Here is a 24,958-nt window from a genome sequence, read left to right as displayed (position 1 = left end):
AGGAGAAAAGATGAAAAAAACGCTAAGCACGCTTTTTATCTTAGGTGCGTTATTTTTCGCAGGTTGCAACGACGAGGGCAAAGGCTCTTCAAATTCCGCGCAAGGTTCCGCCGCGCCGCAAAGTTATATCGACGGGATTAAAAAGCGCGGCGTAGTAAGGATCGCGGTTTTCGGCGACAAGCCACCGTTTGGCTACATCGATGAGGCGGGCAAAAACGCGGGATATGACGTGTATTTTGCAAAACGTATCGCAAAGGAGCTCTTAGGCGATGAGAGCAAGGTGCAGTTCGTGCTCGTAGAGGCCGCCAATCGCGCGGAATTTTTGGCGTCGGATAAGGTCGATATCACGCTTGCAAATTTTACCGTCACACCGGAGCGTAAAGAGGTCGTGGATTTCGCACTGCCGTATATGAAGGTAGCCCTCGGCGTCGCGAGCAAGGACGGCGATATCACCGACGTTTCGCAGCTTAAGGACAAAACGCTTTTAATCAACAAAGGCACAACCGCAGATCTGTATTTTACGAAAAACCATCCCGAGATCAAGCTTTTAAAATTTGACCAAAATACCGAGACTTTCGGTGCGATGCTGGATGGCAGGGGCGATGCGATCGCGCATGATAATACGCTTTTGTTCGCGTGGACTAAGTCAAACCCTGGCTTTAAGGTAGGTATCCGCTCGCTGGGCGATCAGGACGTCATCGCGCCTGCGGTCAAAAAGGGCAACGACGAGCTTCGCAAATGGCTTGACGATCTAATCGTAAAGCTCGAGGATGAGAAATTTTTCCACGCCGACTACGATGCGACGCTAGCGCCGGTATACGGCGACGACATCAAGGCTGACGACGTCGTAATCGAGGGCGGGAAGTTATAAATTTAGATTCGCCGTCTAGCTTAGCGGAGCGATTTTACTAAGCCCCGCAAGCTCGCAGCGACGAGGCGTTGTAGCTTTACAGAAACGGCGCCTATAAACGCGCCCATAGGCGGCGAGTGCTTTTATAAGCTAGCTAAATTTATCGATCTAGCAGCAAAGTTTTGCTTCCGCACGACAAAATTTAGCCGAGCCAAAATGCAAGCTTAGCGCGGGTCGTCGCGGCAAAATTTAAGTCGCGCACGGCGGCATAAAATTTCAAGCAATAGTAAAATTCCAACGCAAACTGCTCGTGCGATAAAAATTTTGCCGTGCAAGCGATGATAAATCGCAAGCGCCTGCTCGTTAAACGGAGCGGGAATTTAAAAATTTATCGGCTCATGCAGCCTGCAAAATCTTATACGAACGCCTCCCGCGTGCGTTCTATCTTTCGATTGGCTCGCGCGAAGGAGCGATCACATGTCCACCTAAACGCACAATCCGCGCAACGCATCCATTTCCACGCTCAGCTATACAGCGCATCTGTGCCGCTAAACCTACGATCCCGCGCACTTTGTCTGCATATCTGTGTGTCGCCGGAGCCGTATGCAGCCCGCCGCCTCCGCCATACTCCACCGCGCCGCCGCCCGCCTCATTCGCTCCAAATTTTGCGGTTCAAATTTAGCTCGCTCACGATACTCACAAGCGCACCGATCTCATCTACGTAAAGCGCTATCGTGGCATCCTGCTTTAGCGAGCAGTCGATTCTAGGCTCGAAATTATCGCGCCAGGTCTCGATCGCCACGTAAATTTTATCCTCCCTTAGCACCGCGTTTATCTGCGAGCCCAGTCTTAGATAAACCTCCGTCAGTCGCTGCATCAAAAGCGGCGTTAGGGCGTATCTCGCGCCTACCTGATCGGTCGTATAGACGTCGAAAAACTCCTCAAATTTCACGTCGTCCATATTCGCTCGCTGCCCGTATTTGCGCAGATTTCGCGAGTTTTTGTGGCACACCCGCACCTCGCAGTTAAGCCTTTTGTGAAAATCCGCGACGAAAAGCACTCCGTGGAATTTTACGTCGGTGCGAGTGCCGTTTTTGGTGCGCACCTTTTCGGCGGCATAAAAGTCGCTAAATCTAACGCGCACGCCCTGCACTTCCCCGCTCATCATATCCTCGCTCGATTGCTCGTTTATGTAGCAGTCGTAAATTTCAAAAAACTTGTCCGTCCCCAGCCCGTCACTTTCATCGTAGCTAAGTCCGAAGCTTTTTGCGATGCTCGCGACGATCCTGCTTTTAAAATTTGATCTGAAATTCCGTCTTTTACTCGCCGTCAAAAGAGCGCTCACGACGCCGTAAACGGAGATGCCGAAAAATACGCCGGCCGCCGCTTCGTCCCAAAAGCGCGCCACCAGCGCGCCCACGCCGGTCCCTACGGCAGCGGCGATTAGACCGGCCTTTTTCACCGCTTTTTGCAGCGCCGCGCGCTCATCCTCTAGGCTCTGTAGATCGGCTAGAAAGTTAAATTTTGACCCGACTACTCCGTCTTTTTCGCTCCCGCCCTCTTCTTCGGCGGCTTTGGGCTCAAACCTCCCGTAAATAGCGCTCATGCGGCTATTGCTGTCTTTAAAGCCTCTACCCTCGCCCGCTTCGGCTTTTAATACCTGCCTCTCTTTCGCATCAGCGCTTAAAATTTGACCATCTTGCGCCGCGCCCTGCCCTAATGCGTCCGTATCTTGCGCTGTATCAAAGCCGCTAAATTTATCAAAATTTGCGCGCTGCGCGTCACCGTTTTTGCTAGAGCTCAAGCTGCAAAATAGACGGTAAAGCAGTCCGTTTAAAACCGGGAAGATGATGAAAAGCGCGACTATGAGCCAATTCGTATCAAATGAGACAGGCTCCGCCCTCGTGTTTAAAAACAGGTAAAACCCGACTAGCAGCAGGGTTATCAAAAATGAGACGAGCTTGCTAATGCGCGCGAACTTTTCGCGCCGTTTTTCAAGTAGGTAAAGCTCCTGTAGATCGCCGTTTCTATCCATAATCCGCCTTTTGTAACGCATTTAACCGCCGGTTTATTTGTCGCGCGTAATTTAAACGTTCGCGCGCCGCCTGATCGCCGCTAAATTTAGCGTAAAGCTTGCGCCCTGTCGCAAAATTTTAAAATTTAATCCGCCGCTTTAAATTTGGCCGCCATAAAATTTTAAATTTCGTCTTTACCGCGCCGTAGTTCGTTTAATGCAGGCAAATCTTTAGCACCTCTTTCAGCCGTCCTAGCCCGTCTTTTAGCAGCGCCCTAGAGGTCGCGATATTTAGGCGCAAAAATTTCTCGCCGCCCTTGCCGTATTGCGCGCCGCAGGAGAGATACAGCCCTGTTTTTTCGCGGATGAAGCGCGCAAGCTCCGCGCTATCCTGCGTGTAAGCGCCCGCATCAAGCCACATCAGATAGGTCGCGTCTTGCGGCACGACGCGCACCTGCGGAAGCTCACGCGCGATAAATTCCGTCGCGAATTTACGATTTTCGCTGAGGTATTCGCGCAGAGCATCCAGCCACGCCGCACCCTTCGTAAATGCGGCGATAGCGCCCTGGACGCCGAAAAAATTCGGCTCGGCGATGTCGTCGGAATTTAGCGCCTTTGAAATTTTATGACGCAAGCGCTTATCCGCGGCAAAAACTGCCGCGCTTTGCAGCCCTGCGATGTTAAACGCCTTGGTTGGCGCGATTATGCTGGCCGAGATCCTCTCGCAAATTTTACTTGCCGCAGCAAATGGCGTGTAACGCACGCCCGGCTCGGTCAGATCGCAATGCACCTCATCGCTAAGCACCGTCACGCCGTGCTTCTCGCACAGTTCGCCGATACGGGCGAGATCGTCCCTGCTAAAGGTGCGGCCGACCGGATTGTGAGGGTTGCAAAGGATAAAAAGCGTCGTCTGTGGATCGGCGAGCTTAGCCTGTAGATCCTCCCAATCGATGCTATAATCACCGTTAGCGTAGGCAAGCTCGTTTTCTATCGACACGCGGGCGGCATTTTTGATGCAGTAGTAAAAGCAGTTATAAACGGGGCTCATCAGCAGCACGTTTTCGGCGGGCGAGGTGAGCTTACGGATGATCGAATCGATCGCAGGCAGCGTGCCGCCGGCATAGATCAGCCACTCCTTTTGGATTTCATAATCGTGGCGCGCGAGCCACCAGCCTTGATACGCGCTACGCCACTCATCATCGATAATCGAATAGCCCAAAACCCGCTCATTTAGCCGCTTTTGCAGAGCCTCGATGATCTCGGGCGCTACGGCAAAGTCCATATCCGCGACCCACATCGGAAGCTCGTTCTCGCCTACGTCCCATTTAAGCGACTTCGTGCCGCGGCGGTTTGGCAGAGTGTCGAAGTCGTATTTCTCCTTGCCACTTATAAAATCAAAAAGTCCCATCTTACGCCCTTAATTCAGTAATGATTTCAGTTTTAGACGCGTCCGTTGCGCCGTCTAGGATCAGTTCGCCGATGCTTACCGCGCGAATTAGCCCGCTGCTTGGATTTTTGACGCTATCGATTGCGCCTTTTACCTCGGCACGGACGTCGCTGTATTCAAACGCTAGCGTCGTATTTATAAGCTCGCAGTCTTGCAAGAGTAAATTTTGCATATAGCAAAAGCCCTGCAGGCTCTCTATCTTGCAGTTTCGCAGCTTTACGTTTTTAGAATTCCAGCCGAAGTATTCGCCCGCGATGAAGCAGTCCTCGATGAGGATATTTTCGCAGTTCCAAAACGCGTCCTTGGATAGGAGTTTGGAGTTTTTGATCGTTACGTTTCTACAGCCGTCAAAGCAGTAATCCCCGAAGAGCGATAGATTTTCGATGCTTAAGTTTTCGCAATCAAGCCCAAAATACGCGCCCTTTGCGGTAACGTTTTTAAGCGACACGTCGCTGCAGTGCCACAAGGTCTCTTGCGCATCATGAAATTCTACGTTTTGCAGCGCGGCATCTTTTACGCGGCGAAGCCCCTTGGGCGCGCCGTAGAGGCAGTCTTTTAGCACTACGCCGCGGCTATACCAGATCCCTGCGCGCGCGACCTCGTCGAATAAGCAGTCCTGCGCGCGGATATTTTCGGCGTACCAAAACGGATATTTCCACTCAAATTTACAGTTTTGCGCGACGATATTTGCGCTGTGTTTTAGCGGCGACTCGCCCTCGCCGAAGACGGAATTTTCGATCCGCAGATCCTTTGCGCAAAATAGCGCGCGCTCGCCGCTAAAGTGCTTTTGTCTTAATATTTGCATGGCTTTCCTTAGATTTAAAATTTGTTTCAGATTATACAAGGAATTTCAAAATTCCGCATAGGTTAGGCGTATGAAACGCAAGCGAATTTTAAAAATTTTAAAATTTAAAGGCGGCGAGGGGCTAAATTTGATGTGCTGCGGTAGCGGTTACGAAACATATGCGGCGAATGTACGGTAAATCGCAGGGATTTTTATAATGACGTGCTTGCAAACGCCCATGAAGCGCGCCCAGGTCGTTACGGCGAGCCGCACAGGCACCCGTATCTGCCCGCGACGTGCGTCGCTCGAAAGATACATAAAATTTATCGCGAGCGACGCTTTAGAATTTATAAAATTTTTTTCGAGCAACGTGTAAATTTTAGCAGACGTCTCAAAAAAGCGTAAATTTTCCCCGCGCACAAACGGGGCGCGTCTAATGCTCGTGGTGATGCAAGTGGATGTCTTCGCCGCGGTCTCGATCCGTAGCACGCTTTCGCAGATCAAAATACACAAAAAGCCCACTAGGCTCGCCATCCTCGTAAATTTCAAGCTTGTAGCGCATTACGGCATGCGTGCACACTGCAACGTCAAGCATCGCTTCATAGCCGTCTGCGCTGCGCTTTAGCGGGAATTCCGCATTGCCCATATTCATACTCACGCCCGAAATTTTAACGCTCGGATTTTTCAGCTCACGCGAAATTCCGCTTATTTTTAGCTCGTTTGCTCCCGCTTCGATCGGATGGCGCGCCACGCTAAAGAGCGCCTTCTGCCCGCCAGCGTTAGTCTCGCAGTCCTGTGCGGCTAGATTGCAACCCAGACGCGTCCTTATGTCCTTAAATAATGCATCGCTATCATCCGCACCAAATCCTAAAGTAGCAGCTAAAATCAAGCTAAAACGTAGAGCCTTTATCATTATGTTCCTTTGTAAATGAAATTTGTGCGCAATTTTAGCAGAAAATTCCGCACCTATTAAAAATATTTATTAAAATTTTAGCTAAAATAACGATATCTTCTACGAAAGGATGAAAAATGGCTGAGTTTTTAATCAAAGACGCCAAAGACGGCTGCAAATTCGATCTACTTTATGACGGACACGTGCTATGTACCTCCGAGGTTTACACGAGCAAGGCCGCTTGCAAAAACGGCATCGAAAGCGTCGCAAAAAACGCCGCACTAAATAAGATCGAGGATCAAATCGCGGGCGGAGAAAAGCTAAACAATCCAAAATTTGAGCTTTACACCGATAAAGCAGACAAGGTTCGCTTTCGCCTAACGGCCAGCAACGGACAGATCATCGCCGTTAGCAAAGATTTTGAAGCCAAAGCGGACGCTCTAAAAGTAATAGAGCTTATCGTAAAACAGGCTCCGAAAGCCAAGATCAAGGAGGCGTAAATGGACATAAACGGACTTGTAAATATGGTCTCTGCGCTCAAAAGCGACGATAAAAATTTAAGAGAATTTCAAAGCGGTCCGGTCGCTTTTATCGAAAAATTTTTAGGCGTGGACCTGCCCGACGATCAGATAAATGCGATAATTGCGGGCATCAGCTCAAATTTTTTAAGCAAAAACGAAAGCGGCGGATCTAGCTCGCTAGGCTCGATGCTGGGCGGACTTTTGGGCGGCGGCGAGGACGTGCAAGCAAACACTGTCGATAGCAAAGGCGTGGATTTTAGCGCGCTGATCGGCAAAATCGCAAGCGCCAAGCTCGACCTTAACGGCGATGGCAAAATCGATATCAACGACGCAAGTAGCTTTTTGGGCGATCTTTTAGGAGGCGGCGCAAACGGCGAAGACAAGGGGTTAAATTTAGGCAGCCTGCTAAAAACGTTTAAAATTTAAACTAGGCTAAATTTAAAATACAGGCCGGATTTTAACGCGGCGATGTTTAAATTCGCGCGCGCTATTTTAATCCGCGCCTGCGCACTACAGCGCTCGCGTGAAGAATTTAAATTTATACTGCATTGCGCGCGAGGTCTTGAGCTTAGGCAAAACGAGCTTAAATTTAGAGCAAGACGGCGTTTAAATTTAAGCCGCTTCTTTGTAGCATTTTATTTATGCTGCCTCTGCAGAGCGCTCTGCTCTGCTCTTTTGATCGTCCATATTGAGCCAAAATAACCACAAACTCTGCTTTAAATTTTGTCTTTGCTCTTTAACGTCCGCTTTAAATTTAGTCGCTCTTTGGCTCGGTTTTATTTTGCTACCCATTCAAATTCCCACATAGCGCGCCATAGCATGCCATTAAATTTTAAAAACGGCTATAAATTAAGCGCGAAAGAGTTCGCCTAAAAAGGATATATTTTATTTCTATTTACTGTTTAGGTAGTATAATCGTCTTTGTCCGACAAGATAAAACCTCCTTTTTGTATGAAGCCCGAGTTTAAAAGCTCGGGCTTTTTTTATGCCCGAAATTCTGCTATAATCCCGCCAAAAACTGCAAGGAATTTTATGCTTACACATATCGACGAAAACAATATGCCACGCATGGTAGATGTCGGCGCCAAGGATGATAGCGAGCGCGTAGCCACCGCTAGCGGCATCATACGAATGAGCGCGGAGGCTTTTGCCGCCGTCAAGCAAAACACGGCCAAAAAAGGCCCCGTGCTTCAAACTGCCGTCGTTGCCGCGATAATGGGCGCTAAAAAGACGAGCGAACTCATACCCATGACCCATCCGCTTACGATTACTTCGATTAAAACCGATATTGAGGAGCTTGCGAGCGAGTGCGCATTTAAGCTTTTCGTAACTGTAAAAATCACGGGCAAAACGGGCGTCGAGATGGAAGCGCTAACGGGCGTGAGCGTGGGGCTACTGACGATTTATGATATGCTAAAAGCGATAGATAAATCGATGCAGATTACCGACATCGTGCTGCAACGCAAAGAGGGGGGCAAGAGTGGCGTGTATATTAGGGGCTGAAAAGCCAAAAATCGACTATCCGCTCTTTTGGGAATATAAAGTAGTCCTAGACGCGACTACCCAAAAGCGCGAGCAGATCGATGAAATTTTAAAGGGCGAAAATTACAAAATAGACTTTTCGCGCTTTTCAAACGGCGGCAAATATATGAGCTTCAACGTAAGCGTTTTCGTTAAAGACGACTTGCATCGAAACGAAATTTTCGAGCGCTTAAAAGTCCACTTTAAATATGTATTGTGACAGGAGATGAAATGAAAGAAGCAATAATCAAAAAATTCGGCACCGATCTCGCGCAAATTTCACAAGCCGAGCTAGCCTCATATGTGCAAGAGCTCGCCTTGCAAGAAGCCACGAAGGCTTTGTGTGAGCTTGACGACGAGAGTAAAAGCGCCAAAAGCACGCAATTAATCCTAGACTTCGCAGCCGAGTTAAAAGACGCGGGCGCGCTTAGCGATGAGACGGCAGAAGCCCTACTTAACGGCGTTAAAAAGGCGCTGTGCGACGAGGACGAGCAGGGGCTTTACAAGCTCATCTACGACTACGACGATCTGCGCAAAAAGATCGCTTGTAAGCAAAAGGCTATTAAAGCACTTGTTTTGCGCAGCTACGATGATCTGGATACCGCGCTGCAAAACGCAAGCGAAGCGGAGCTAAAAGAACGCATAGGCTCGGCGCTACAGCGAGCGATCGCGAGCAAACTTCCGCTTGCGGACGTGCTAAAAGAAGCAAGCGAACTAGCCTTCATAAGCGTGCTCGAAAGCGGAACCGACATCGAGGATACCGCGCACGAAACGGCGAAAAACATCGCATTTTCGGCTATCTGCGACGGAGAATTTACGAAATTCCGCACTAAAGAAATTTCAAAAATCATCATAAATCGCGCGATTTTCGTCGCAAACGAGAGCAAAAATACCGCCTCTGCGCTGATTAGAGGCGCGATTTTAGGCTGCTACGACGGCATAAACAAAGCCGCCGAAAGATACCGCGACGAGCTAAGTTTCTCGCCAGCAAGCGACGCACAGAGCCTAGAGAACGAAAGACTTCAAATTTCGCAGATGAGCGAGCTATTTAGCGCCGTGCTAAGCGACGCGGTCGCAAGCTCGGAGGAGCCCGCTAAAAGCGAGATCGCGAGGATCGCCGATGAAGAATTCGGCGGCTACCTGGCTAAATTTAGAAAAATTTCAAGCGATCTTGCCGAGCAACTAAGCGCCAAAATCGGCGAGATCGAGCTTGGCGAGCGCGCAAAAAAGGCGAGCGCCAAAGCGCGCGAAATCACTCAAGAGCTGAGCCAAAAAAGCGCCAAAATCATCGAAAACCTCGATCTGGACGAGAAACTGGACGCAATCAAAAAAGAGCTTAGCGAGTTTGAAAAGAAGATGAGCCAAAAATTTGCCGAGCTAAAAAGCTCTGACGTCGCCAAGAACGTAAGCGAAAGGGCGCGCGAGATGAGCGCTAAGGCTTACGAGGCTGCAAAAGAAACGATCGCCAAGCTAAAGTCCAAAAAGGACTAAATGGGCGCCACAGGTGCGAAATCCCTAGCGGCGAACACTCGGCGCTCGCTGCTTTGCGCTGCAAAATTTACTCGCTTGCTTTAAAGTCCGCACCCTCCAAATAATGGAGTTTTCGTTAGAGTTTGCGAGGCCTGCGCAGAATTCTTTATGTGTTTTAACGGCGCTGTAAAATTCCATACTGATAAAGAATTTTACGAATTTTGCATAGCTAAATTTAGATGCGTGCTGCAAAATTCCGTGCCGCCAAAAATCCTACGGCGATGCGAGACCCCGGTCCAACCAAATCTTGCCGCAGCGATAAAATTCTAAGTGTAAAATTTTATAGCTGTCAGAGCATATATAAAATTCCAAAAACGGCGCGGATTTTTAAGCTTAAAATTTCATCGCGTAGATTTGCGTAGCCGAATTTTAAAATTCTAAACACGTAAAATTTTAAAATTCCATCCAAAATGATACGGTGCGACTTGCAATTTGAAATTTTATCCCGACGCGCAAATGAAATTTCGCGAGATAAATTCTAAGAAAAAGCACTTATGGCGTTTGACATTTCTGTGATCATTTCAATTCTAATAAAACGCGATTCCGCTACAGCGTAAGATGCGATGTGAGGAGCTACCACTAAGCTAACAATTAGAATTTTGCATTGCAAAGATTAGCGCGACTCACCTCAAATCATAGCGACATCCGAGCCCATTTTATCGCGCGATTTGATTGCGCAAATTTCAAACTGCTCTTATCTGCCCAAACCAAAAACGGCCTTGTGCGAAAACATAAATTTCAAATTGCTCTTATCCGCCCAAACCGAGCGCTTAGTGCAAATAAAATTCCGCCGGATTTATCGTAGCCTACGCAGCATAAATTTAAAACCGCGCCCCCGCTTTATTTAGGCGCAGAGGCGCCTTGTTTATACAGCGCCACGCTTGGATTAAACCCACTACTTTCACACAGCAATGCCTCGTTTACGCCGCGATAAAATTCTGCGAAATCACCGCTAAATTTTATCCCTAAATTACAAAGCCCAATCCTATTTTAAAGGCGACGGGCATCCTTAAATTTCAGGACAAATTCCAAATAGATCGCGTCTGCAAAATCCGGCAATCCAAAATAAAATTCTAAAAATTTAATCAAATTTCGCTAAAATCGCCGCAAAATTTTAAGGAGAAAAGATGAAAAAAATAGCTCTTTTAATATCCTTTGCTGCGATGATGATTTTTAGCGGCTGCGCGAGCACCACGCAAGGCGGCGCCGTAGGCATCGACCGCTCGCAATTCATCACAGTAAGCGAAGCTGAAATGGATCAAAGTGCCGCGCTTGCCTACAGGCAGATTACCGCCCAAGCAAACGCCAAGCACGTCCTAAATACTGATAAAAAGCTAACTGATCGCGTTAGAGGTATCTCGAGGCGCCTAATCGCTCAAGTTGGCGCATTTCGCAAAGACGCACTGAAATGGAACTGGCAGGTAAACGTCATCAACGACCCTACGATCAATGCTTGGTGCATGCCTGGCGGTCGCATCGTCGTATATACGGGCATCATCGAAAAACTAAAGCTTACTGATGCCGAGCTGGCTGCTATTTTGGGGCACGAGATGTCGCACGCACTGCGCGAACACAGTCGCGAGCGAGCCTCGACTGAACAGATGAAAGATGTCGGTATCGCTGTAGCAAGCTCCGCAGCAGGGCTTGGAGATCTAGGCTCAGCGGCTTTGAACATGGCGGCTCAATACACATTCACGCTGCCGTTTTCGCGCACGCATGAGACGGAGGCCGATCTGATGGGCGTCGAGCTGATGGCGCGCGCAGGATACGATCCGAGGGCGGCGATAAACGTCTGGGAGAAGATGAATAAGCTAAACGAGAGTCATCCACTTAAATTTATGTCCACGCACCCTTCAAACGACGATCGCATCGCCGATCTAAAAGAGGTGATGCCGAAAGTTCTGCCGCTTTACGAGGCCGCCACAAGAAATAGATAGTCTTGTGATTCAAAATTTTGCTAGAGTTTGCGCGCTGAGGTTTTTTAAGTAGCAGGTTTTATCATCGCATTTAAATTTCTTAATGGACTTGCGCGCGGCGCTAGGATTATCCGCCGCCGCGAGCAAGCTCTATCGCGATAAAATCTCGCTGAGACAAAAGCCTGGCGTGGCGCGAAATTTTAAATTACCGCAAAATTCTACGAGCGGGCGCGAGGCATTTTCCATATCTTTTGGATTTTAAAGCGTTTTTAGATATAATCATAAATATTTACTTTTAAATTTCAAAGGATAAAAAATTTGGACACGGACAGTTCGGTTTTAATGTTAGTTTTAGCTTTTGTATTCATCTTTATGAATGCTTTTTTTGTTCTTTCGGAATTCTCAATCGTCAAAGTAAGGAAGTCTCGCCTCGAAGAGCTTATCAAGGATAAAATTCCAAATGCAAAGCTCGCTTTTAAAATTTCAAACTCCCTTGACACCTACCTCAGCGCCACTCAGCTAGGCATTACGATAAGCTCGCTCGCCCTCGGCTGGATCGGTGAGCCCGCGGTATCGAGACTGATCGAGCTGCCGCTAAGATCCATCGGCATAGGCGGCGGAGCGGCGGCACATACGATCGCCTTCGTCATATCTTTTACGCTCGTTACGCTATTTCACGTCGTGCTCGGCGAGCTGGTGCCAAAATCCATCGCTATTGCTAAAACCGAGAAGATCGTGCTTTTTATCTCCAGACCGCTTCATATTTTTTGGATTATGTTTTTTCCGATCATAAAGGCATTTGACTTCATCGCTGCCGTATCGCTTAAAATCATCGGCGTAAAGCCCGCCAAAGAGAGCGAGCTCGCGCTTTCTGACGAAGAGATCAAAATCATCGCAAGCGAGAGCCTAAAAGGCGGCGTACTCGATAGCCTCGAGACCGAGATCATCAAAAACGCCGTCGATTTCAGCGACACCGTCGCTAAAGAGATAATGACGCCGAGGCGCGATCTAGTTTGCCTAAATAAGCAAAAAAGCTACGACGAAAACTACGCAACCGTATTGCAGTCGAAATTTACGCGCTTTCCGTATATCGACGGCAGCAAAGATAACGTCCTAGGCCTCATCCACATCCGCGACATCATCCAGCAAAAGGGAGATAAAAGCTTCGATAAGATCGTGCGCAAGCTCATCATCGTGCCTGAAAACAGCCCGATCTCTAAAATTTTACCTATGATGAATAAGCAGCGCATTTTTGCCGCGCTCGTCATCGACGAATACGGCGGCACTGCGGGATTTTTGACGATGGAAGACATCATAGAAGAAATTTTTGGCGACATCAACGACGAGCACGACGCGAATGCGCAAAATTTCAAACGTATAGACGAGAATACCTTTGAGTTTAGAGGGCGTTTCGAGATCGAAGGCGTCGAGGAGGTGATGGGTATTGACTTCGACGAAGAGACCGAGCAGCTAACGATCGGTGGCTACGTCTTTAATCTCTTCGGCAGCCTACCTGAAATCGGCGATAAAATAAGCGATGAAAACTGCGATTACGAAGTACTGCGAATGGATGGCACAAGAGTTTCGCTCGTAAAAGCGATCAAAAAAGTAGTCGCGCAGCCGAAAGAAAACGAAGAAGCGGAGAAAAATAACTAAGAGCGTGGATTAATAAAATTCCGCCCTGCGATGCTGTGCGCCGGAAATTTCAAACATGCTGCCACTTGCGACGCTCTCAATCCCCATATAGGGCAAAAATTTATTCGCCGCTCCCACATAGATGCCGTAATAGCGAGCACAGGAATGCCCGCGCCCTATAAGGTTTACAAAAGTGTTATTTATAAACCTTCTGCGCGCTGTAAACGAAAGGCGAAATTCTACCGCGAAAATTCTGCTAGAGCGGCGCTAGATAGAATTTCTTGATAAGCCTGTTTTTAAATTTTGCGAGATCGTAAATTTTGAAAATTTCAAAATTTTGCGGAATTTTAAAATTTCAATTGATCTAAATTTCTCGCCTAACTTAAATAGCAATCCCCGCCGCAAGCCCAGGCTAAGCGAATTTTAAAGCCAAAGCCTAAGCGTAAAATTCTAAAATTATAAAGATAAAATTTTGCCGCGTAGTATCGCAGAATTAACTCTATCGATTTTGATCATAAAATTTCGCCAATCTTGCTTTAAAACTTCGCGATTTTAAATTCTAAAAATTCCTAAGTAATCAAATCGGCACGCCTTAAAATTCCGCATAAATAAATCTTAAATTCCTTTTTGCTACCATAACGAAAATTTTTCGCACGGATGGCTTTATGACAAAACACAAATTCTCATCGCGTTGGGCTTTTATCATCGCTTGCGTGGGCTCCGCCGTAGGTATGGCAAATGTCTGGGGCTTCCCTTATAAACTCGGCACGAACGGCGGCGGCGCATTTTTGCTAATTTACGTTTTTTTCGTAGCGCTGTTTTCATACGTAGGCCTAAGCGCCGAATACGCGATCGGTCGCCGCGCCAAAACAGGCACGCTGGGCTCATACGAATACGCGTGGAAAAGCCGCGGGCTGGGCGCTATCGGTAAGGTTATCGGCTGGTTGCCACTTGCCGGTTCGATGTGTATTGCAGTGGGCTATGCCGTCATCATCGCCTACGTTTTAAAGGCGCTAGTTCAAGCCATAGACGGCTCGCTAATGAGCGAAAATACCGATACGTGGTTCAACTCTTTTGCCCTGACGCCCTACTCCGTGGTGCCTTATCACTGCATAATCGTCGCAGGCACGTTGCTGACGCTGTTTTTCGGCGCCAAAAGTATCGAAAAAACGAATAAAATTATGATGCCGCTATTTTTCGTGCTATTTGCAATTTTGGCGGTTAGGGTTGCGACACTGCAAGGCGCTGCAGGCGGATATGCGTTTCTTTTCGGCGCCGATTTTACTAAGCTAGCAGATCCGATGGTTTGGATTTCTGCGATGGGACAGGCATTTTTCTCGCTATCTATTACGGGCTCAGGGATGATCGTCTATGGCGCGTATCTATCCAAGGACGAAGACGTGGTATCTGCAGCGAAAAATACTGCGCTATTTGACACGCTAGCCGCGATGGTAGCTGCGCTAGTGATGATCCCTGCGGTATTTGCTTACGGAATGGATCCTGCGGCGGGACCTAAGCTACTTTTCGTAACTCTGCCTAAAATTTTACAAGATATGGCAGGTGGTAGAATTTTTGCGGTGATTTTATTTACCGCCGTGATTTTTGGTGGAATTTCATCGCTTCAAAATATGTTCGAAGTAGTCGCCGAATCGCTAATGCATAAGTTTCCAAGGCTAAGCCGCGCCTTCACGCTTGCGTTATTGTGCGCGATCTGCCTTGGTGCGGGCCTTGGTATGGAAGCGATAAGTTCATGGGGGCCGTGGATGGATTTCGTATCGATTTATATCATTCCGATCGGAGCGGTAATTGGCGCGATATCGTGGTTTTGGATAATCAAACGGAATGAAATTTTAGATGAGATCAATCTGGGCGCAGAGAGGGTTCGCGGTAAGCTCTGGTATGATATCGGGCGCTTTGTTTATGTCCCGCTGGCGCTACTTTTATGCATAATCGCGCTTAGTATGCATATTTCGTTTTGAATTAAAATCTTGCTAGATTTAGCATTAATAGTATTCTCTCGTAATGGAATTTTAGCAAAGCACATTTATAAATCATTGCATTATCCATATAAATAATGTATAATGCAATCAAAAAGGAGACAATATGACGCGATCTATAAACGTAAATTTTAGAATGGATGCCGAGCTTAAAAAAGGATTAGAGGAAGTATGCTCTGAAATGGGGCTAAATTTAACTACTGCTTTTACAATATTTGCTAAAAAAGTATTGCAAGAACGCAAAATTCCTTTCGAGCTGACGGCAGATCCCTTTTACAGCCACGAAAATTTATCTCATCTTAAGCGCTCTTTTGACGAATTAAAGGAAAATAGCGGGATTGAGCACGATTTGTTAGAAGCGGATCAATGAAAAAAATCTGGTCGCAAGAAGCTTGGAAAGATTATCTGTATTGGCAGGAAAATGATAAAAATATTCTAAAGCGCATAAATAAGTTAATCCTAGATATAGAGCGTAACGGCTACGATTGTATAGGCAAACCCGAAGCGCTAAAGGGCAATTTATCGGGGCTTTATAGTGTTAGAATAGATGGAAAAAATCAGCTCGTATTTAGGATATTTAATGGCGCCATAGAAATAGCTCAGTGTAAAACTCACTATGGAGATAAGTAAAATACGTACAAAAGCATCGATATCAAAGCGGTAGTATTTGTCCCAAAATAAAAACTTTCATACCAAAAAAAGGCGTAGAATTTTAAAATTTTATCTTATTTTATGGCTTAAAATTTTGAAATTCAGTGCAGATTTAAAGCAGTAAATTTCAAAATTTTACCTTGGCTGCTAAAAAGAAATTTCGTCATCAAATTTAACAACAGAAATTTCTTTTTAGTAAATACGGTATCTGCAAAAGAGTATCGTGAGCTGCTGCAATATTTCAAGGCGCTAAACGTAAAAATAGAAGATCGGACCGACTTTATACCGCAGGCTCAAAACAGCGGCTATTTCACCGATAAAAACGAAATTTACAGCGACGATTTTAGCGATACGCAAATTCCGAAGAAAAATTTTAAATGGAAGCTTAGGCGGTTTTTTAGTTTGGATTGAAATTCCAGCCCAAACGGCAAGTTCTTAAATTTAGCGAGAATTTCACGAGTAGATAGGGTAGAGCGGGGCAGCGAGGCAAATATTGCTCGCTGTTATCTCTAGCCTGCCACAGCTCAAAGTTACGATAAGTCAAATCAACTCAGTCATCACTGCAAGCGCAAGGCTATAAAATTTAAATCAGCCCCGCGACCTATCGTTACAGTCGCGAGGCTGTAGCAAGCAAATTGGTCCCAATACACAGCCGGACTATATAAAGCCGCGGCAAGTCGAAATTGATATGCCTTGCCGTAGCAAAACCACGGCGAGTTTGGCTAAAGCCTGTAGAGGATCGGTGTATCTAGTCCAAGCCAGCAATGAGCCAGTCTTAAACCCCAGACCGCTTCTAATCCCTACTTCGCCCCTTTAGGCGGCATAAATGCGGTTAGTTTGATATCCTCGCCCGCCTTGTGTTTATAAAGCTCGATATCTACCAGCGCCGTGTGCGCGATATTGCCGTTGGCAAGCTCACTCGTAGGAAGATCGATCGTAAGTACGTTCGGATTTCCGTTTTTGCAAAGCCCCTCGGCATTAGGATCGTACCACGCGCCTTCAAAGATCTGCACCACGCCGCGCATTATGTCGTCGCTTACGTTGGCTCCCGCCAAAATTTCTCCGCGAGCGTTATACACGCGCACCAGATCGCCCTGCTTGATACCGAGCTCCTTAGCATCCTCGGTATTGATCAGTACCGGCTCGCGATCCGCGACGGCGTATCTCTTGCGATTTGAGGTGTTGCTCTGCTGCGAATGCAAGCGATCAAGCGGATGCAGGCTAAGCAGATGAAATTTCGCGGGCTTATCCTTCATACCTAGCCACTCGACGGGCTCGAACCACATCGGATGCGCGCCGCAGTCTTTGTAGTTCATCGCAGCGATCGTATCGGAGTAAATTTCAATTAACCCGCTAGGCGTTCCCAAAGCCTCCAAAACGGGATCATTTCTAAAATCTTCAAACGTCACGTACGCAGCACTCTCTGGCGTTTCGTAAAATTCCGTCGGCTCGTTTTTCTCCCACCACTGCTCAAAGCTCGGCATCTGTATTCCCAAAGCGGTGTTTGCATTCACGGCGCTAGCTGCCCCTTCGTAAAATTCTTTGATCCAATCCATCTCCGTTTTGCCGCCGTCCGTATAAGCCTCGGCAAGCCCCTCAGCGTAAGCCTTGCAAAGGTCAGTAAAAATTTGATAATCGTCCTTCGCGCCGTGCTGCTTAGCGACGACCTGCTTCATAGGAATGATGTGCATGTTGGAGTAGTCCCCGCTCATCGTAATGTCGTTGCGCTCATACTCCGTCGTGGTCGGAAACACGATGTCCGCCATCTTCGCAGTAGGCGTCCAGTAAATTTCATTCACTACGATGGTGCGCGGCTTGCGCCAAGCTTTTATGTTGGTGTTGGTGTCTTGATGATGCACGATAGGATTTCCGCCGACCCAGTAGATGAAGTCAATCTTCGGATAGGTGATCTTTTCGCCATTCGCGTCGATCGTCTTGCCAGGATTTAGTAGCGCGTCCGCGATACGAGCTAAAGGAAAGGCAACCTTCGCCGTATTTACCAGCCACGCTTGGGCTGCTTCGCCGCCTTGCTTCTGATCTTGCACAAGCCCTAAAAATTTGCCGTCCTTAACGACGCCGACGCTCGCCGCGTTCATTCCGCCGATCACGCCGCCCGCGCAGGTAGGCGCGCCGCCGTTAGCGTAGTGGTAGCTAAAGCCAAAGCCGCCTCCTGCAAGTCCGATCTGCCCTAGCATCGCACATAGAGTTACGATCATCCAGTGCACCTGCTCGCCGTGATGAGCGCGCTGGATACCCCAACCCGCCATTATCATCGTGCGGTTCTCGTAAAATTTTATCGCAAGCTCTTTGATCACGTCCGCGCTAATGCCGCAAATTTCACTAGCCCACTCCGGCGTCTTAGCCACGCCGTCGCTCTGCCCCGTGAGGTACGGCACGAATTTTTCAAAGCCCACGGTGTAGTTTTGCAAAAATTCCTTATCGTACTTACCCTGCGAGTATAGGTGCTGCGCCATGCCTAACATCATCGCTACGTCGGTGTTAGGGCGAGGGGCGATCCATTTCGCCTTACCCTCGAAATACTTGCCGCTTACGGTTTTGATCGGATCGATGATGATGATCTCTTTGTCGCTGTTTTTTAGCTGCTCGAAATACTTAAATCCCTGCTCGTCCGAGCTCGTCCACGCTACGCGAAGCGTAGAGATTGGATTTAATCCCCAAAAGACTACAACTTTGGAATTTTCAAGTACCACCGGCCAAGAGGTTTGCTGCTCATAGACCTGATTTGAGCCCGTTACGTGCGGCATGATGACCTGTGCCGCGCCCGTAGAGTAATCGCCCGTGACGCCCGTAAAGCCGCCGGTTAAGTTCATAAATCTATGAAGCAGCGTCCTTGAGACATGCACGTTGCCCGTACTTTGCCAGCCATAGCTGCCGGCAAACACCGAGTCCGCGCCCTTTTGCTCGCGCGTCTTTTTAAGCTCGCGCGCGACGAGTTTGATCGCGTCTTCATATTTTACCTCGACCCATTCGTCAAGTCCGCGAAGCTCTGGCTTAGGATTATCGGGATCGGCGAGATAGGATTTTCGCACCATCGGCGCTTTGATGCGCGTGTTATAAACGAGATCCGCCATCGTATTTTGAAGCGTATTTGGAATTTTAGAGGTGATCTTCCACGGCGCGGATTTTATGATCTTGCCGTTTTTAACGCTTGCTTTTAAAATTCCCCACCGCGCCGCGGTTAAAATTTCGCCGTTTTTCTTAAGCGCCGTAAGTTTATCTGCCGCAAGCATCGAGCTTGGAATGAGCGGAAGCGCCGAGACCGCCGCGCCGAGCTTTAAAAAATTTCGTCTTTTCATTTCATATCCTTTAAATTTACGTCCTTGGAGTGCTTTTGCAGATACTGCACCACCGTCCAGCTCTCATCCTTGCTAATAGGCGTGCGCGAAAGCATCGATTTGATGTAGCCCGGCCATCTGTTGGCTTCGTAGCTTGCGGGCTGATGCAAGGCATGGCAGACGCTACACGAGGTTTCGAATTTTTCTTTGGCTTCGGCGAAAATTTTATCCACGTCGCCGCTTAGCGCGCCCTCGTCGGTGTAGGCGGTTATCTTAACCTTATTAAAGCCGTCCTCTTCGCCCAAACTCTCGCTTTGAAATTTGGCCTGCTTCGAAAACGCCACCGCGATTATGCGCGCTTTAGGCGTGAAATAAATAACGTTGGGCACCTTTGGATTTTGATAGCCGGTAAGCGAAAATTTCACTACTCCGTCCTTAACCTCCAAGACCTCTATGGCATTCGTAGGCAGTAGCCTGCCGTCCTTGTGCGACAAATCACCGCTTACGCTTACCTGCTTTAGCACCGTGCCGTAAAGCGTCTCGCCCGCCTTAACCTCGGCGTTTGCACAGCTTGCGATCGCAGCCGCAAGAGCCGCCACGGCCGCAATAGAATTTAAAAACTTCATGCTTATCCTTTCTTAAAATTTTAAAAACTTCTCGTAAATCTGCCGTATAAAAAGCCCGCAAACATCACGGCTAAAATCGCCGCGAATGCCGCAAACGCTACCTGCGCGCACTGCGCCGCGTCTGCAAATTTAATGCTCGGCACCAGATAAAATCCCTCGCCGTAAAATCCGCCAAAAAAGCTCTGCACATCGCTAAGCGCGGTGCCTGTGGGGAAGGACGGGGTGCCCGTGCAACTTGCGGGGCGAAATAGCTCCGGCAGCAGGCTATCAAGCGGTGCCGCAAAAGGAAATGCGGGTGCGGCGAGGCAATTTGCGGTATCTGCGGCGGGGTGCGGCGCGGAGCTTTGTAAATAGCCGTATATCGTGCCCGCAAAGCCAAGCGCGTAAGCAACAAGCCTTGTTATGAAGTCAAACGGCAGCAGCAAGCCGATGAGCGCGCCCACGCCCGCTACGGCAAAGCCCAGACGCACGAGGGCGCTCGTCTGCGTAGGCGACATAAAAAGGCAGCGCTGAAAGAAAAAATACGATACCGCAAGATAGCCTGCGCTTATCACAAAGAGCCAAAACCATGGCGTAGCGGTATTTTGCCACGCGTAAATCTTCAAAATCAATCTATTCAAGATCTCCTCCGTCTTATAAAATTCTTAAGAATACTTTTTAATCTTAAAATTTAAATTTATGAGAGAATTATAGCAGTAAAAGATAAAAATTCATGTCTGCATTGCCTAAATATCGGAGTTTTATACACTTTAAGCTTAACGTATAAAATTTCAATTTTAAAATTTGTCGCTCCTTGCGTAACGGCGAAACGTTTTTGAAATATGAAATTAAAATGGTAGATTTTATAAAATTTATCTTTATTCGGCTCTGTTTTGAGGAAAAATATGCCGATTTTAAAACCCTCGAAACCCCGATACTCGATAAATATTATGAAGATGATATAATGAGCCAAAATTTTGAATAATATCACTTTATAATTTAAGGACGAGGTGCCGTGTGAAATTTAACATAAATGCCGTTATCGGCGGGGCGGATGATGTGCCGATCTATATGCCGGATATTATAAGAGCGGTAAGGCAAGAGATTAAAAGGGTTTTTAGCAACTTTGAAATGCACTCGCTGCAAAAGATCGATATTTGCCTTTGTTTGAGTGGGGAAGTGTCGAGATATTTTCCGAAATCAGGAATTTATCAACCGAAATATTATCTTAAAAGCAAAAAAATTATCGCGTATATTCATTTTAGCTCAGACGAGTGGAGCTCCGACAAAAAGGCAAATGCAGATAAATTTTTAGAAAAGCTCAAGCAGTATCTTATGGAGCTTGGAGATATTACCGGGTGGGAAATTACGAATAATAATTTAGAATTTGACGATAAGCAGTACAAAGATAATATAGACCTAGTTTTTGAAAATTTAGTAGTAGATTGTTGAAAGTAAATTTGAAAAGAATAGCTATTTGAAGCGGCAAAATTCCGCTTCAAATAAAGTGGGCGCTAGCCGAGCCCGTGAAATTCCAAACGCCTTTAAGACGCAAATAGTGACGAGGCGAGTTTGGAATTTTATCATCAACGATAATTTAAAATTTTGCCTGAAATCTTATTGGCGAGCTTAAAGCGCCTTGGTTGGCACCCCGTAGAATTTCAACGCGCCGTTAAGCAAGCGATGAGCGAGCCGCGCAAGACGAGTTTTGTGCGAGCGCTAAATCGCGGCTTTTAGCGCTTCAAATTTAGCGTCTTGCTCGGCTAGAAGCTGTCCTTTCTCATCGCGCGAGACGTAAATTTTAAAGATATTCTCGCCCGCTTTGTCGTAAAAGCCCACGAATTTCGAAAGCATCCCCATGAAAGTCTGCGTCACGAGGATGATCTTATCGATCTCATCCGTCTTTAGATGACCCGCTAAAATGCCCAGCCCGTGCGCCTCATCGCCGTTTGCGCCCATGCCGAAATTATAATATCCGCGCGCGCTCTTGCCGCTTGGGATCTTGGTTTTAAACTCGATGATAAAGCTCGGCGTATTTTTTACGAAAAGTACCTCGCCCCAGCCCTCAAGCTCCCTAATGACCTCGCAGAATTTATCGCCGCCCGCGCTCTTTCCGAAGCGCTCGGGCAGGTTTAGCAGCACGTCGATCTCCTTCGCGCCGAGCTCTTTGCAGATCTGCGCGATCGAAATTTTAGGATTTTGCGCAAACAGCGCCTCGATTCTCTCTTTCATTTTCATCCTTTCCGAAATAAAATTTTGAGCGCCATTATAATATAAAAATTCTAAGTTACAGATAACGGCAATCAATTAAAGCGTAATTGAAAAGCTTATTTTAAGAAAAATTTAGCGCTACAAAGTGCTTATGCGTAGAATTTTAAACGATAATACAAAGAATTTTATCTGCACGGAATTTTAGAATTCTAAAATTCCGCAAAGTTTAGAGCTGTATCATAGTGGATCGTATCCGAAGCGATTGGACCCGCTATCGCCGCGCTGCACGAAAAACACAAGCAGCACTATCCAACCCACAAATGACACCAAAAGTCCGATATCGCCGAAAAAAGCACCCACGATCGGCGTTAAAATAAGCAGAAAAAACCAGCCGCTTCTATCCGTGTCATGTAATCGCCTGACTGATACGGCGATGGCTGGCACGAGCATAGCTAGCTGAAAAAGCGCATCTATAATGCCGATTTCTTGATGGACTATTTTGCCGACTATTATTTGATTGTACCCTATTGTAGTGCCTAAAACGCCATCTATCAAGCTCAAAACAATCCCGCCAAGCACGGTAAATAGAAAAAACCACCAGTACTCCGACCTCGATGCTCGCCCGCTAAATGCGGTGTATTTTTGCTTTACGCAAGTTTGCACAGACTCCATAAAAGTCATTTTAAACTCCTTTTTTAAAATAATGTAGGATTATACTAATCGCCCCTTAAATTTAAATACCTAAAACTCCCGCCCGTTCATCTGCCTTACGTGATACGCCAGATTCGCTAGATTGTAGCCACCTTTTGAAGTGGTAACCTCCCTAGTGCCATAAACCGCCGAAACATTTAGAACTGCTGCGACAACCTGACCTATGGTGGATACTAGAACTAAAAGCTGCGAGCCAAGTATCGCAAGAACTAGAGTTATCATCTCCGTAGCTGCGATAACATAAAACGCTCTCAAATAGTCTTTCTCGCCACTACAATCATAAAGCTCCTTGCTAATTAATAACCGATAAATCAAATATACCAACATGCACACGCAAGAAACACACAGTGCAAAGACAGAAGGCTTAAAAAGCCCAAAGCCTATAAATACGATGATTAACGCACTTATAGTCGAAAAAACTCCAGCAATCGCAGCATTTGATAGCAAATCCGTGCTGCGTATTGCGCGCGCTAAAAAATATAGCCCTACAGCTAAACATATTACCAAAATAATCCCGATACCTTGTAGTGCACCAGTCTTGTCCGCATTTTTAATATATCCACTCACTGCACTTAGTACCTCAAGTCCAAATGCTATATAAAGAGCGGTTTCGGCATTAGATAGACTCTCGCCACATTCCATAACATCGTCCACATAAAGATAGGTAATATCTCCCACACCCACGGAGGCATTTAGCTTTCGCACCATTTCAGGCAACCTAAAAAAGTCGCTAATAAGCCAGATTAAAAACAAAACATTAGGCACCGAGAAAATAACCATAAAATGAAAAAAGCTCTGTTCTATATCCTTTAGGTCTGATGCTTGCACGCCCAAATCCGGACGAGATGAGTTTATAAGCGCCAACAGCTCGTTACCTTCTATACTCGTCCACATGACAGTAACCACTACTAAAAAAAGCCAGATGAGAAATGGTAGCCCGCCTAAAAGCTGAAAAATCGCGGAAATTATACGCCCAAGATAAAATCTATGCGCGCCGAAAGGCCCGAGAAACATATAAAATACGTAGGCTTTATTTAGATCGTAAGCCTTAGCTGAGCTTTGCGTAGAGTTAATTCTATCGGAATTTGAGGAAGCTAAATTTTGCCAAGTGGAATTCTGCTCTGTAAAATTCTGCGAGTTTGCGGCATTCTCGGTAGAATTAAAACTTTTAGCGTTAGAATCTTGCTCGCTAGAGCCTGTCGCGGCAGAATCTCGCAAAATAGAATTTTCTTCATCCAAGCCTTGAGCTGCAAAAGCTAAATTTTGCTCCGCAGAATTTTGTGGAGTAAAATTTTGCCTTATGGAAGTGGAATTTTGCTCTATAGAATTCTGAGTCGCAGAATTTTGCTCTATAGTATCATCCGCCGCAAGTTCTTCTTGCGCTAAATCTAAATTCTCAGATTGCTCCTGTGGCTTCTCATCCAGGGGCCTTTTTTCTTCACCGCTTTTACGTCTTATACTGGCTAGCGATGCAGGATTGCTGCTGCCCCAAATATCTTCGCCCATCTGCTCTCCTTGATTTTTAAAGCAATTTTACCTGAAATTTAAGGAATTTTTGTATATTCGCCGCTACAAATTCAAAACAAAGGACAAAAATGTCAACAGTAACATTTCAAGGAAAGCCCGTAGAGCTAAGCGGGCAAGAGATAAATCTAGGCGATCGCGCGCCGCAAGTGCGCTTAGTAGCTCAAGATCTAAGCGAAATCGAGATCGCTAGCGGCAAGCACGTGCAAATCATCGTCGCCGTGCCGTCGCTAGATACGCCCGTCTGCGCGACAGAGGCACGTAAGTTCAACGAGCGCGCCGCATCGCTTCCCAACACCGAAGTAATCGTCGTTTCGATGGATTTGCCGTTTGCGATGGGGAGGTTTTGCACGACTGAGGGAATCAAAAATCTACGCGTTGCAAGTGATTTCCGCGATAAGGAATTTTGCCGCCGCTACGGCACCCTCATCGCCAGCGGCGCATTAGCAGGTCTTAGCGCCAGAGCAATCTTCGTCATAGATACCGCAGGCGTTGTGGTTTATAAAGAGCTCGTAAGCGACATAGCCTCTGAGCCCGACTACGACGCAGCGCTGGATTTTGCAGAGCTCGTCGCTCGCAACAGCTGCTCTAACTGAGCAAGATAATAGATCCAAGGTTTGGATAATTTTCGCCTCGCTTTAGTTCACTACTTTAAGCAAATTCGCCCTACTGCAAGTAAAAAACGAAGTAGGGCGCTTAAAATTCTACTTCAATTTTACATTTTGATTTTATGCTTTAATTTGCGCTCCAGCGTACGCAAAGCTGTTAGCGCACTGCGATAGCAAGCGAACGAGCATGAAATTTATAGGATCGCCTGCTGCTAAATTTTAAATTTAGCAGCAGCGGGAGTTGA

At 46.9% G+C, this 24,958-nt stretch carries 25 protein-coding genes; 14 read left to right on the top strand and 11 right to left on the bottom strand.

Annotation, left to right across the window (positions count from 1 at the left end):
- Positions 1-10: 10 nt before the first annotated feature.
- Complete coding sequence (locus Q0274_RS03145; protein ID WP_298027615.1) at positions 11-871, top strand: cysteine ABC transporter substrate-binding protein; 861 nt, start codon at positions 11-13, stop codon at positions 869-871.
- Positions 872-1,499: 628 nt separating this feature from the next.
- Here the strand turns inward: Q0274_RS03145 and Q0274_RS03140 are convergent.
- From Q0274_RS03140 to Q0274_RS03125, 4 genes are all read right to left on the bottom strand, one after another.
- Entirely contained in the window at positions 1,500-2,885 is a 1,386-nt protein-coding gene (locus Q0274_RS03140; protein ID WP_298027614.1) for a DUF3137 domain-containing protein, read from the bottom strand.
- Between the two features lie 193 nt (positions 2,886-3,078).
- Entirely contained in the window at positions 3,079-4,272 is a 1,194-nt protein-coding gene (locus Q0274_RS03135; RefSeq protein ID WP_298027612.1) for a MalY/PatB family protein, read from the bottom strand.
- 1 nt (position 4,273) lies between these two features.
- Positions 4,274-5,116 carry a DUF3737 family protein gene (locus tag Q0274_RS03130; RefSeq protein WP_298027610.1) on the bottom strand — a complete coding sequence of 281 codons (843 nt, stop codon included), beginning with the start codon at positions 5,114-5,116 and terminating at the stop codon, positions 4,274-4,276.
- Between the two features lie 412 nt (positions 5,117-5,528).
- Positions 5,529-6,008 carry a hypothetical protein gene (locus Q0274_RS03125; protein ID WP_298027608.1) on the bottom strand — a complete coding sequence of 160 codons (480 nt, stop codon included), beginning with the start codon at positions 6,006-6,008 and terminating at the stop codon, positions 5,529-5,531.
- Positions 6,009-6,124: 116 nt separating this feature from the next.
- Between Q0274_RS03125 and Q0274_RS03120 the strand changes: the two genes are divergently transcribed.
- Positions 6,125-6,487: a DUF1508 domain-containing protein gene (locus tag Q0274_RS03120; RefSeq protein WP_297921438.1), complete on the top strand. Its 363-nt coding sequence runs from the start codon at positions 6,125-6,127 to the stop codon at positions 6,485-6,487.
- Complete coding sequence (locus Q0274_RS03115) at positions 6,488-6,934, top strand: hypothetical protein (protein ID WP_298027606.1); 447 nt, start codon at positions 6,488-6,490, stop codon at positions 6,932-6,934. It begins immediately after the preceding gene.
- 213 nt (positions 6,935-7,147) lie between these two features.
- Here the strand turns inward: Q0274_RS03115 and Q0274_RS03110 are convergent, their stop codons facing one another.
- Positions 7,148-7,300 (bottom strand): hypothetical protein, encoded by a 153-nt coding sequence (locus Q0274_RS03110; protein ID WP_298027605.1) that lies wholly within the window; start codon positions 7,298-7,300, stop codon positions 7,148-7,150.
- A gap of 240 nt (positions 7,301-7,540) precedes the next feature.
- Between Q0274_RS03110 and moaC the strand changes: the two genes are divergently transcribed.
- The 8 genes from moaC (at position 7,541) to Q0274_RS03070 (ending at position 15,737) form a co-directional block, all read left to right on the top strand.
- Positions 7,541-8,011 carry a cyclic pyranopterin monophosphate synthase MoaC gene (gene moaC, locus Q0274_RS03105; RefSeq protein ID WP_298027603.1) on the top strand — a complete coding sequence of 157 codons (471 nt, stop codon included), beginning with the start codon at positions 7,541-7,543 and terminating at the stop codon, positions 8,009-8,011.
- Positions 7,989-8,249 carry a DUF493 domain-containing protein gene (locus Q0274_RS03100; RefSeq protein WP_298027601.1) on the top strand — a complete coding sequence of 87 codons (261 nt, stop codon included), beginning with the start codon at positions 7,989-7,991 and terminating at the stop codon, positions 8,247-8,249. The genes moaC and Q0274_RS03100 overlap by 23 nt, the downstream gene beginning before the upstream one ends.
- Positions 8,250-8,260: 11 nt before the next feature.
- Complete coding sequence (locus Q0274_RS03095; protein WP_298027599.1) at positions 8,261-9,520, top strand: hypothetical protein; 1,260 nt, start codon at positions 8,261-8,263, stop codon at positions 9,518-9,520.
- A 1,166-nt stretch (positions 9,521-10,686) separates the two neighbouring features.
- Entirely contained in the window at positions 10,687-11,496 is an 810-nt protein-coding gene (locus Q0274_RS03090; RefSeq protein ID WP_298027597.1) for a M48 family metallopeptidase, read from the top strand.
- Positions 11,497-11,817: 321 nt separating this feature from the next.
- Complete coding sequence (locus Q0274_RS03085; RefSeq protein ID WP_298027719.1) at positions 11,818-13,131, top strand: hemolysin family protein; 1,314 nt, start codon at positions 11,818-11,820, stop codon at positions 13,129-13,131.
- A gap of 644 nt (positions 13,132-13,775) precedes the next feature.
- Complete coding sequence (locus tag Q0274_RS03080) at positions 13,776-15,089, top strand: sodium-dependent transporter (RefSeq protein WP_298027595.1); 1,314 nt, start codon at positions 13,776-13,778, stop codon at positions 15,087-15,089.
- 124 nt (positions 15,090-15,213) lie between these two features.
- A complete protein-coding gene (locus Q0274_RS03075; protein WP_295152683.1) occupies positions 15,214-15,477 on the top strand; it encodes a type II toxin-antitoxin system RelB/DinJ family antitoxin in 264 nt (87 codons plus the stop codon).
- Positions 15,474-15,737, top strand: coding sequence for a Txe/YoeB family addiction module toxin (locus Q0274_RS03070; RefSeq protein ID WP_298027594.1), 264 nt, complete (start codon positions 15,474-15,476; stop codon positions 15,735-15,737). Before Q0274_RS03075 ends, Q0274_RS03070 begins: the two co-directional genes overlap by 4 nt.
- 821 nt (positions 15,738-16,558) lie before the next feature.
- On the opposite strand, the gene Q0274_RS03065 is transcribed toward Q0274_RS03070, so the two are convergent.
- From Q0274_RS03065 to Q0274_RS03055, 3 genes are read right to left on the bottom strand one after another with little or no spacing between them, the layout of a single operon-like run.
- Positions 16,559-19,075 (bottom strand): molybdopterin guanine dinucleotide-containing S/N-oxide reductase, encoded by a 2,517-nt coding sequence (locus tag Q0274_RS03065; RefSeq protein ID WP_298027592.1) that lies wholly within the window; start codon positions 19,073-19,075, stop codon positions 16,559-16,561.
- Positions 19,072-19,680, bottom strand: a complete 609-nt coding sequence (locus Q0274_RS03060; RefSeq protein ID WP_298027590.1) for a cytochrome C — start codon at positions 19,678-19,680, stop codon at positions 19,072-19,074. Before Q0274_RS03060 ends, Q0274_RS03065 begins: the two co-directional genes overlap by 4 nt.
- 20 nt (positions 19,681-19,700) lie before the next feature.
- On the bottom strand, positions 19,701-20,300 hold the full coding sequence (locus tag Q0274_RS03055) for a disulfide bond formation protein B (RefSeq protein ID WP_298027589.1): 600 nt from the start codon (positions 20,298-20,300) through the stop codon (positions 19,701-19,703).
- A 212-nt stretch (positions 20,301-20,512) separates the two neighbouring features.
- On the opposite strand from Q0274_RS03055, the gene Q0274_RS03050 reads away from it, so the two are divergent.
- Positions 20,513-20,644: a hypothetical protein gene (locus tag Q0274_RS03050; RefSeq protein WP_298027588.1), complete on the top strand. Its 132-nt coding sequence runs from the start codon at positions 20,513-20,515 to the stop codon at positions 20,642-20,644.
- A 32-nt stretch (positions 20,645-20,676) separates the two neighbouring features.
- Positions 20,677-21,111, top strand: a complete 435-nt coding sequence (locus tag Q0274_RS03045; protein ID WP_298027587.1) for an Imm12 family immunity protein — start codon at positions 20,677-20,679, stop codon at positions 21,109-21,111.
- A 267-nt stretch (positions 21,112-21,378) separates the two neighbouring features.
- On the opposite strand, the gene hutX is transcribed toward Q0274_RS03045, so the two are convergent.
- The 3 genes from hutX to Q0274_RS03030 form a co-directional block, all read right to left on the bottom strand.
- On the bottom strand, positions 21,379-21,891 hold the full coding sequence (hutX, locus tag Q0274_RS03040) for a heme utilization cystosolic carrier protein HutX (protein ID WP_298027586.1): 513 nt from the start codon (positions 21,889-21,891) through the stop codon (positions 21,379-21,381).
- Positions 21,892-22,107: 216 nt separating this feature from the next.
- Positions 22,108-22,551, bottom strand: a complete 444-nt coding sequence (locus tag Q0274_RS03035; protein WP_298027585.1) for a DUF805 domain-containing protein — start codon at positions 22,549-22,551, stop codon at positions 22,108-22,110.
- 60 nt (positions 22,552-22,611) lie between these two features.
- Positions 22,612-24,087, bottom strand: coding sequence for a TM2 domain-containing protein (locus Q0274_RS03030; protein ID WP_298027584.1), 1,476 nt, complete (start codon positions 24,085-24,087; stop codon positions 22,612-22,614).
- 89 nt (positions 24,088-24,176) lie between these two features.
- Here Q0274_RS03030 and tpx point away from each other — a divergent pair, with 89 nt between their 5' ends.
- Positions 24,177-24,701: a thiol peroxidase gene (gene tpx, locus Q0274_RS03025; protein WP_297921832.1), complete on the top strand. Its 525-nt coding sequence runs from the start codon at positions 24,177-24,179 to the stop codon at positions 24,699-24,701.
- Positions 24,702-24,958 lie beyond the last annotated feature (257 nt).

The sequence above is a fragment of the uncultured Campylobacter sp. genome, from assembly GCF_937973075.1.
GTDB lineage: Bacteria > Campylobacterota > Campylobacteria > Campylobacterales > Campylobacteraceae > Campylobacter_B.
Note: the sequence above shows the minus strand (reverse complement) of the source record. Positions and strands in the feature narration are given on the sequence as shown.

Excerpts from the sequence above, each read along its gene's own strand:
- Q0274_RS03115 (WP_298027606.1), top strand. The coding sequence starts at position 6,488 with ATGGACATAAACGGACTTGTAAATATGGTCTCTGCGCTCAAAAGCGAC.
- moaC (WP_298027603.1), top strand. The coding sequence starts at position 7,541 with ATGCTTACACATATCGACGAAAACAATATGCCACGCATGGTAGATGTC.
- Q0274_RS03090 (WP_298027597.1), top strand. The coding sequence starts at position 10,687 with ATGAAAAAAATAGCTCTTTTAATATCCTTTGCTGCGATGATGATTTTT.
- Q0274_RS03130 (WP_298027610.1), bottom strand. The coding sequence starts at position 5,116 with ATGCAAATATTAAGACAAAAGCACTTTAGCGGCGAGCGCGCGCTATTT.
- Q0274_RS03050 (WP_298027588.1), top strand. The coding sequence starts at position 20,513 with ATGGTAGATTTTATAAAATTTATCTTTATTCGGCTCTGTTTTGAGGAA.
- Q0274_RS03080 (WP_298027595.1), top strand. The coding sequence starts at position 13,776 with ATGACAAAACACAAATTCTCATCGCGTTGGGCTTTTATCATCGCTTGC.
- tpx (WP_297921832.1), top strand. The coding sequence starts at position 24,177 with ATGTCAACAGTAACATTTCAAGGAAAGCCCGTAGAGCTAAGCGGGCAA.
- Q0274_RS03065 (WP_298027592.1), bottom strand. The coding sequence starts at position 19,075 with ATGAAAAGACGAAATTTTTTAAAGCTCGGCGCGGCGGTCTCGGCGCTT.
- Q0274_RS03135 (WP_298027612.1), bottom strand. The coding sequence starts at position 4,272 with ATGGGACTTTTTGATTTTATAAGTGGCAAGGAGAAATACGACTTCGAC.
- Q0274_RS03120 (WP_297921438.1), top strand. The coding sequence starts at position 6,125 with ATGGCTGAGTTTTTAATCAAAGACGCCAAAGACGGCTGCAAATTCGAT.
- hutX (WP_298027586.1), bottom strand. The coding sequence starts at position 21,891 with ATGAAAGAGAGAATCGAGGCGCTGTTTGCGCAAAATCCTAAAATTTCG.
- Q0274_RS03085 (WP_298027719.1), top strand. The coding sequence starts at position 11,818 with ATGTTAGTTTTAGCTTTTGTATTCATCTTTATGAATGCTTTTTTTGTT.
- Q0274_RS03125 (WP_298027608.1), bottom strand. The coding sequence starts at position 6,008 with ATGATAAAGGCTCTACGTTTTAGCTTGATTTTAGCTGCTACTTTAGGA.
- Q0274_RS03110 (WP_298027605.1), bottom strand. The coding sequence starts at position 7,300 with ATGGGTAGCAAAATAAAACCGAGCCAAAGAGCGACTAAATTTAAAGCG.
- Q0274_RS03070 (WP_298027594.1), top strand. The coding sequence starts at position 15,474 with ATGAAAAAAATCTGGTCGCAAGAAGCTTGGAAAGATTATCTGTATTGG.
- Q0274_RS03075 (WP_295152683.1), top strand. The coding sequence starts at position 15,214 with ATGACGCGATCTATAAACGTAAATTTTAGAATGGATGCCGAGCTTAAA.
- Q0274_RS03095 (WP_298027599.1), top strand. The coding sequence starts at position 8,261 with ATGAAAGAAGCAATAATCAAAAAATTCGGCACCGATCTCGCGCAAATT.
- Q0274_RS03060 (WP_298027590.1), bottom strand. The coding sequence starts at position 19,680 with ATGAAGTTTTTAAATTCTATTGCGGCCGTGGCGGCTCTTGCGGCTGCG.
- Q0274_RS03030 (WP_298027584.1), bottom strand. The coding sequence starts at position 24,087 with ATGGGCGAAGATATTTGGGGCAGCAGCAATCCTGCATCGCTAGCCAGT.
- Q0274_RS03035 (WP_298027585.1), bottom strand. The coding sequence starts at position 22,551 with ATGACTTTTATGGAGTCTGTGCAAACTTGCGTAAAGCAAAAATACACC.
- Q0274_RS03145 (WP_298027615.1), top strand. The coding sequence starts at position 11 with ATGAAAAAAACGCTAAGCACGCTTTTTATCTTAGGTGCGTTATTTTTC.
- Q0274_RS03140 (WP_298027614.1), bottom strand. The coding sequence starts at position 2,885 with ATGGATAGAAACGGCGATCTACAGGAGCTTTACCTACTTGAAAAACGG.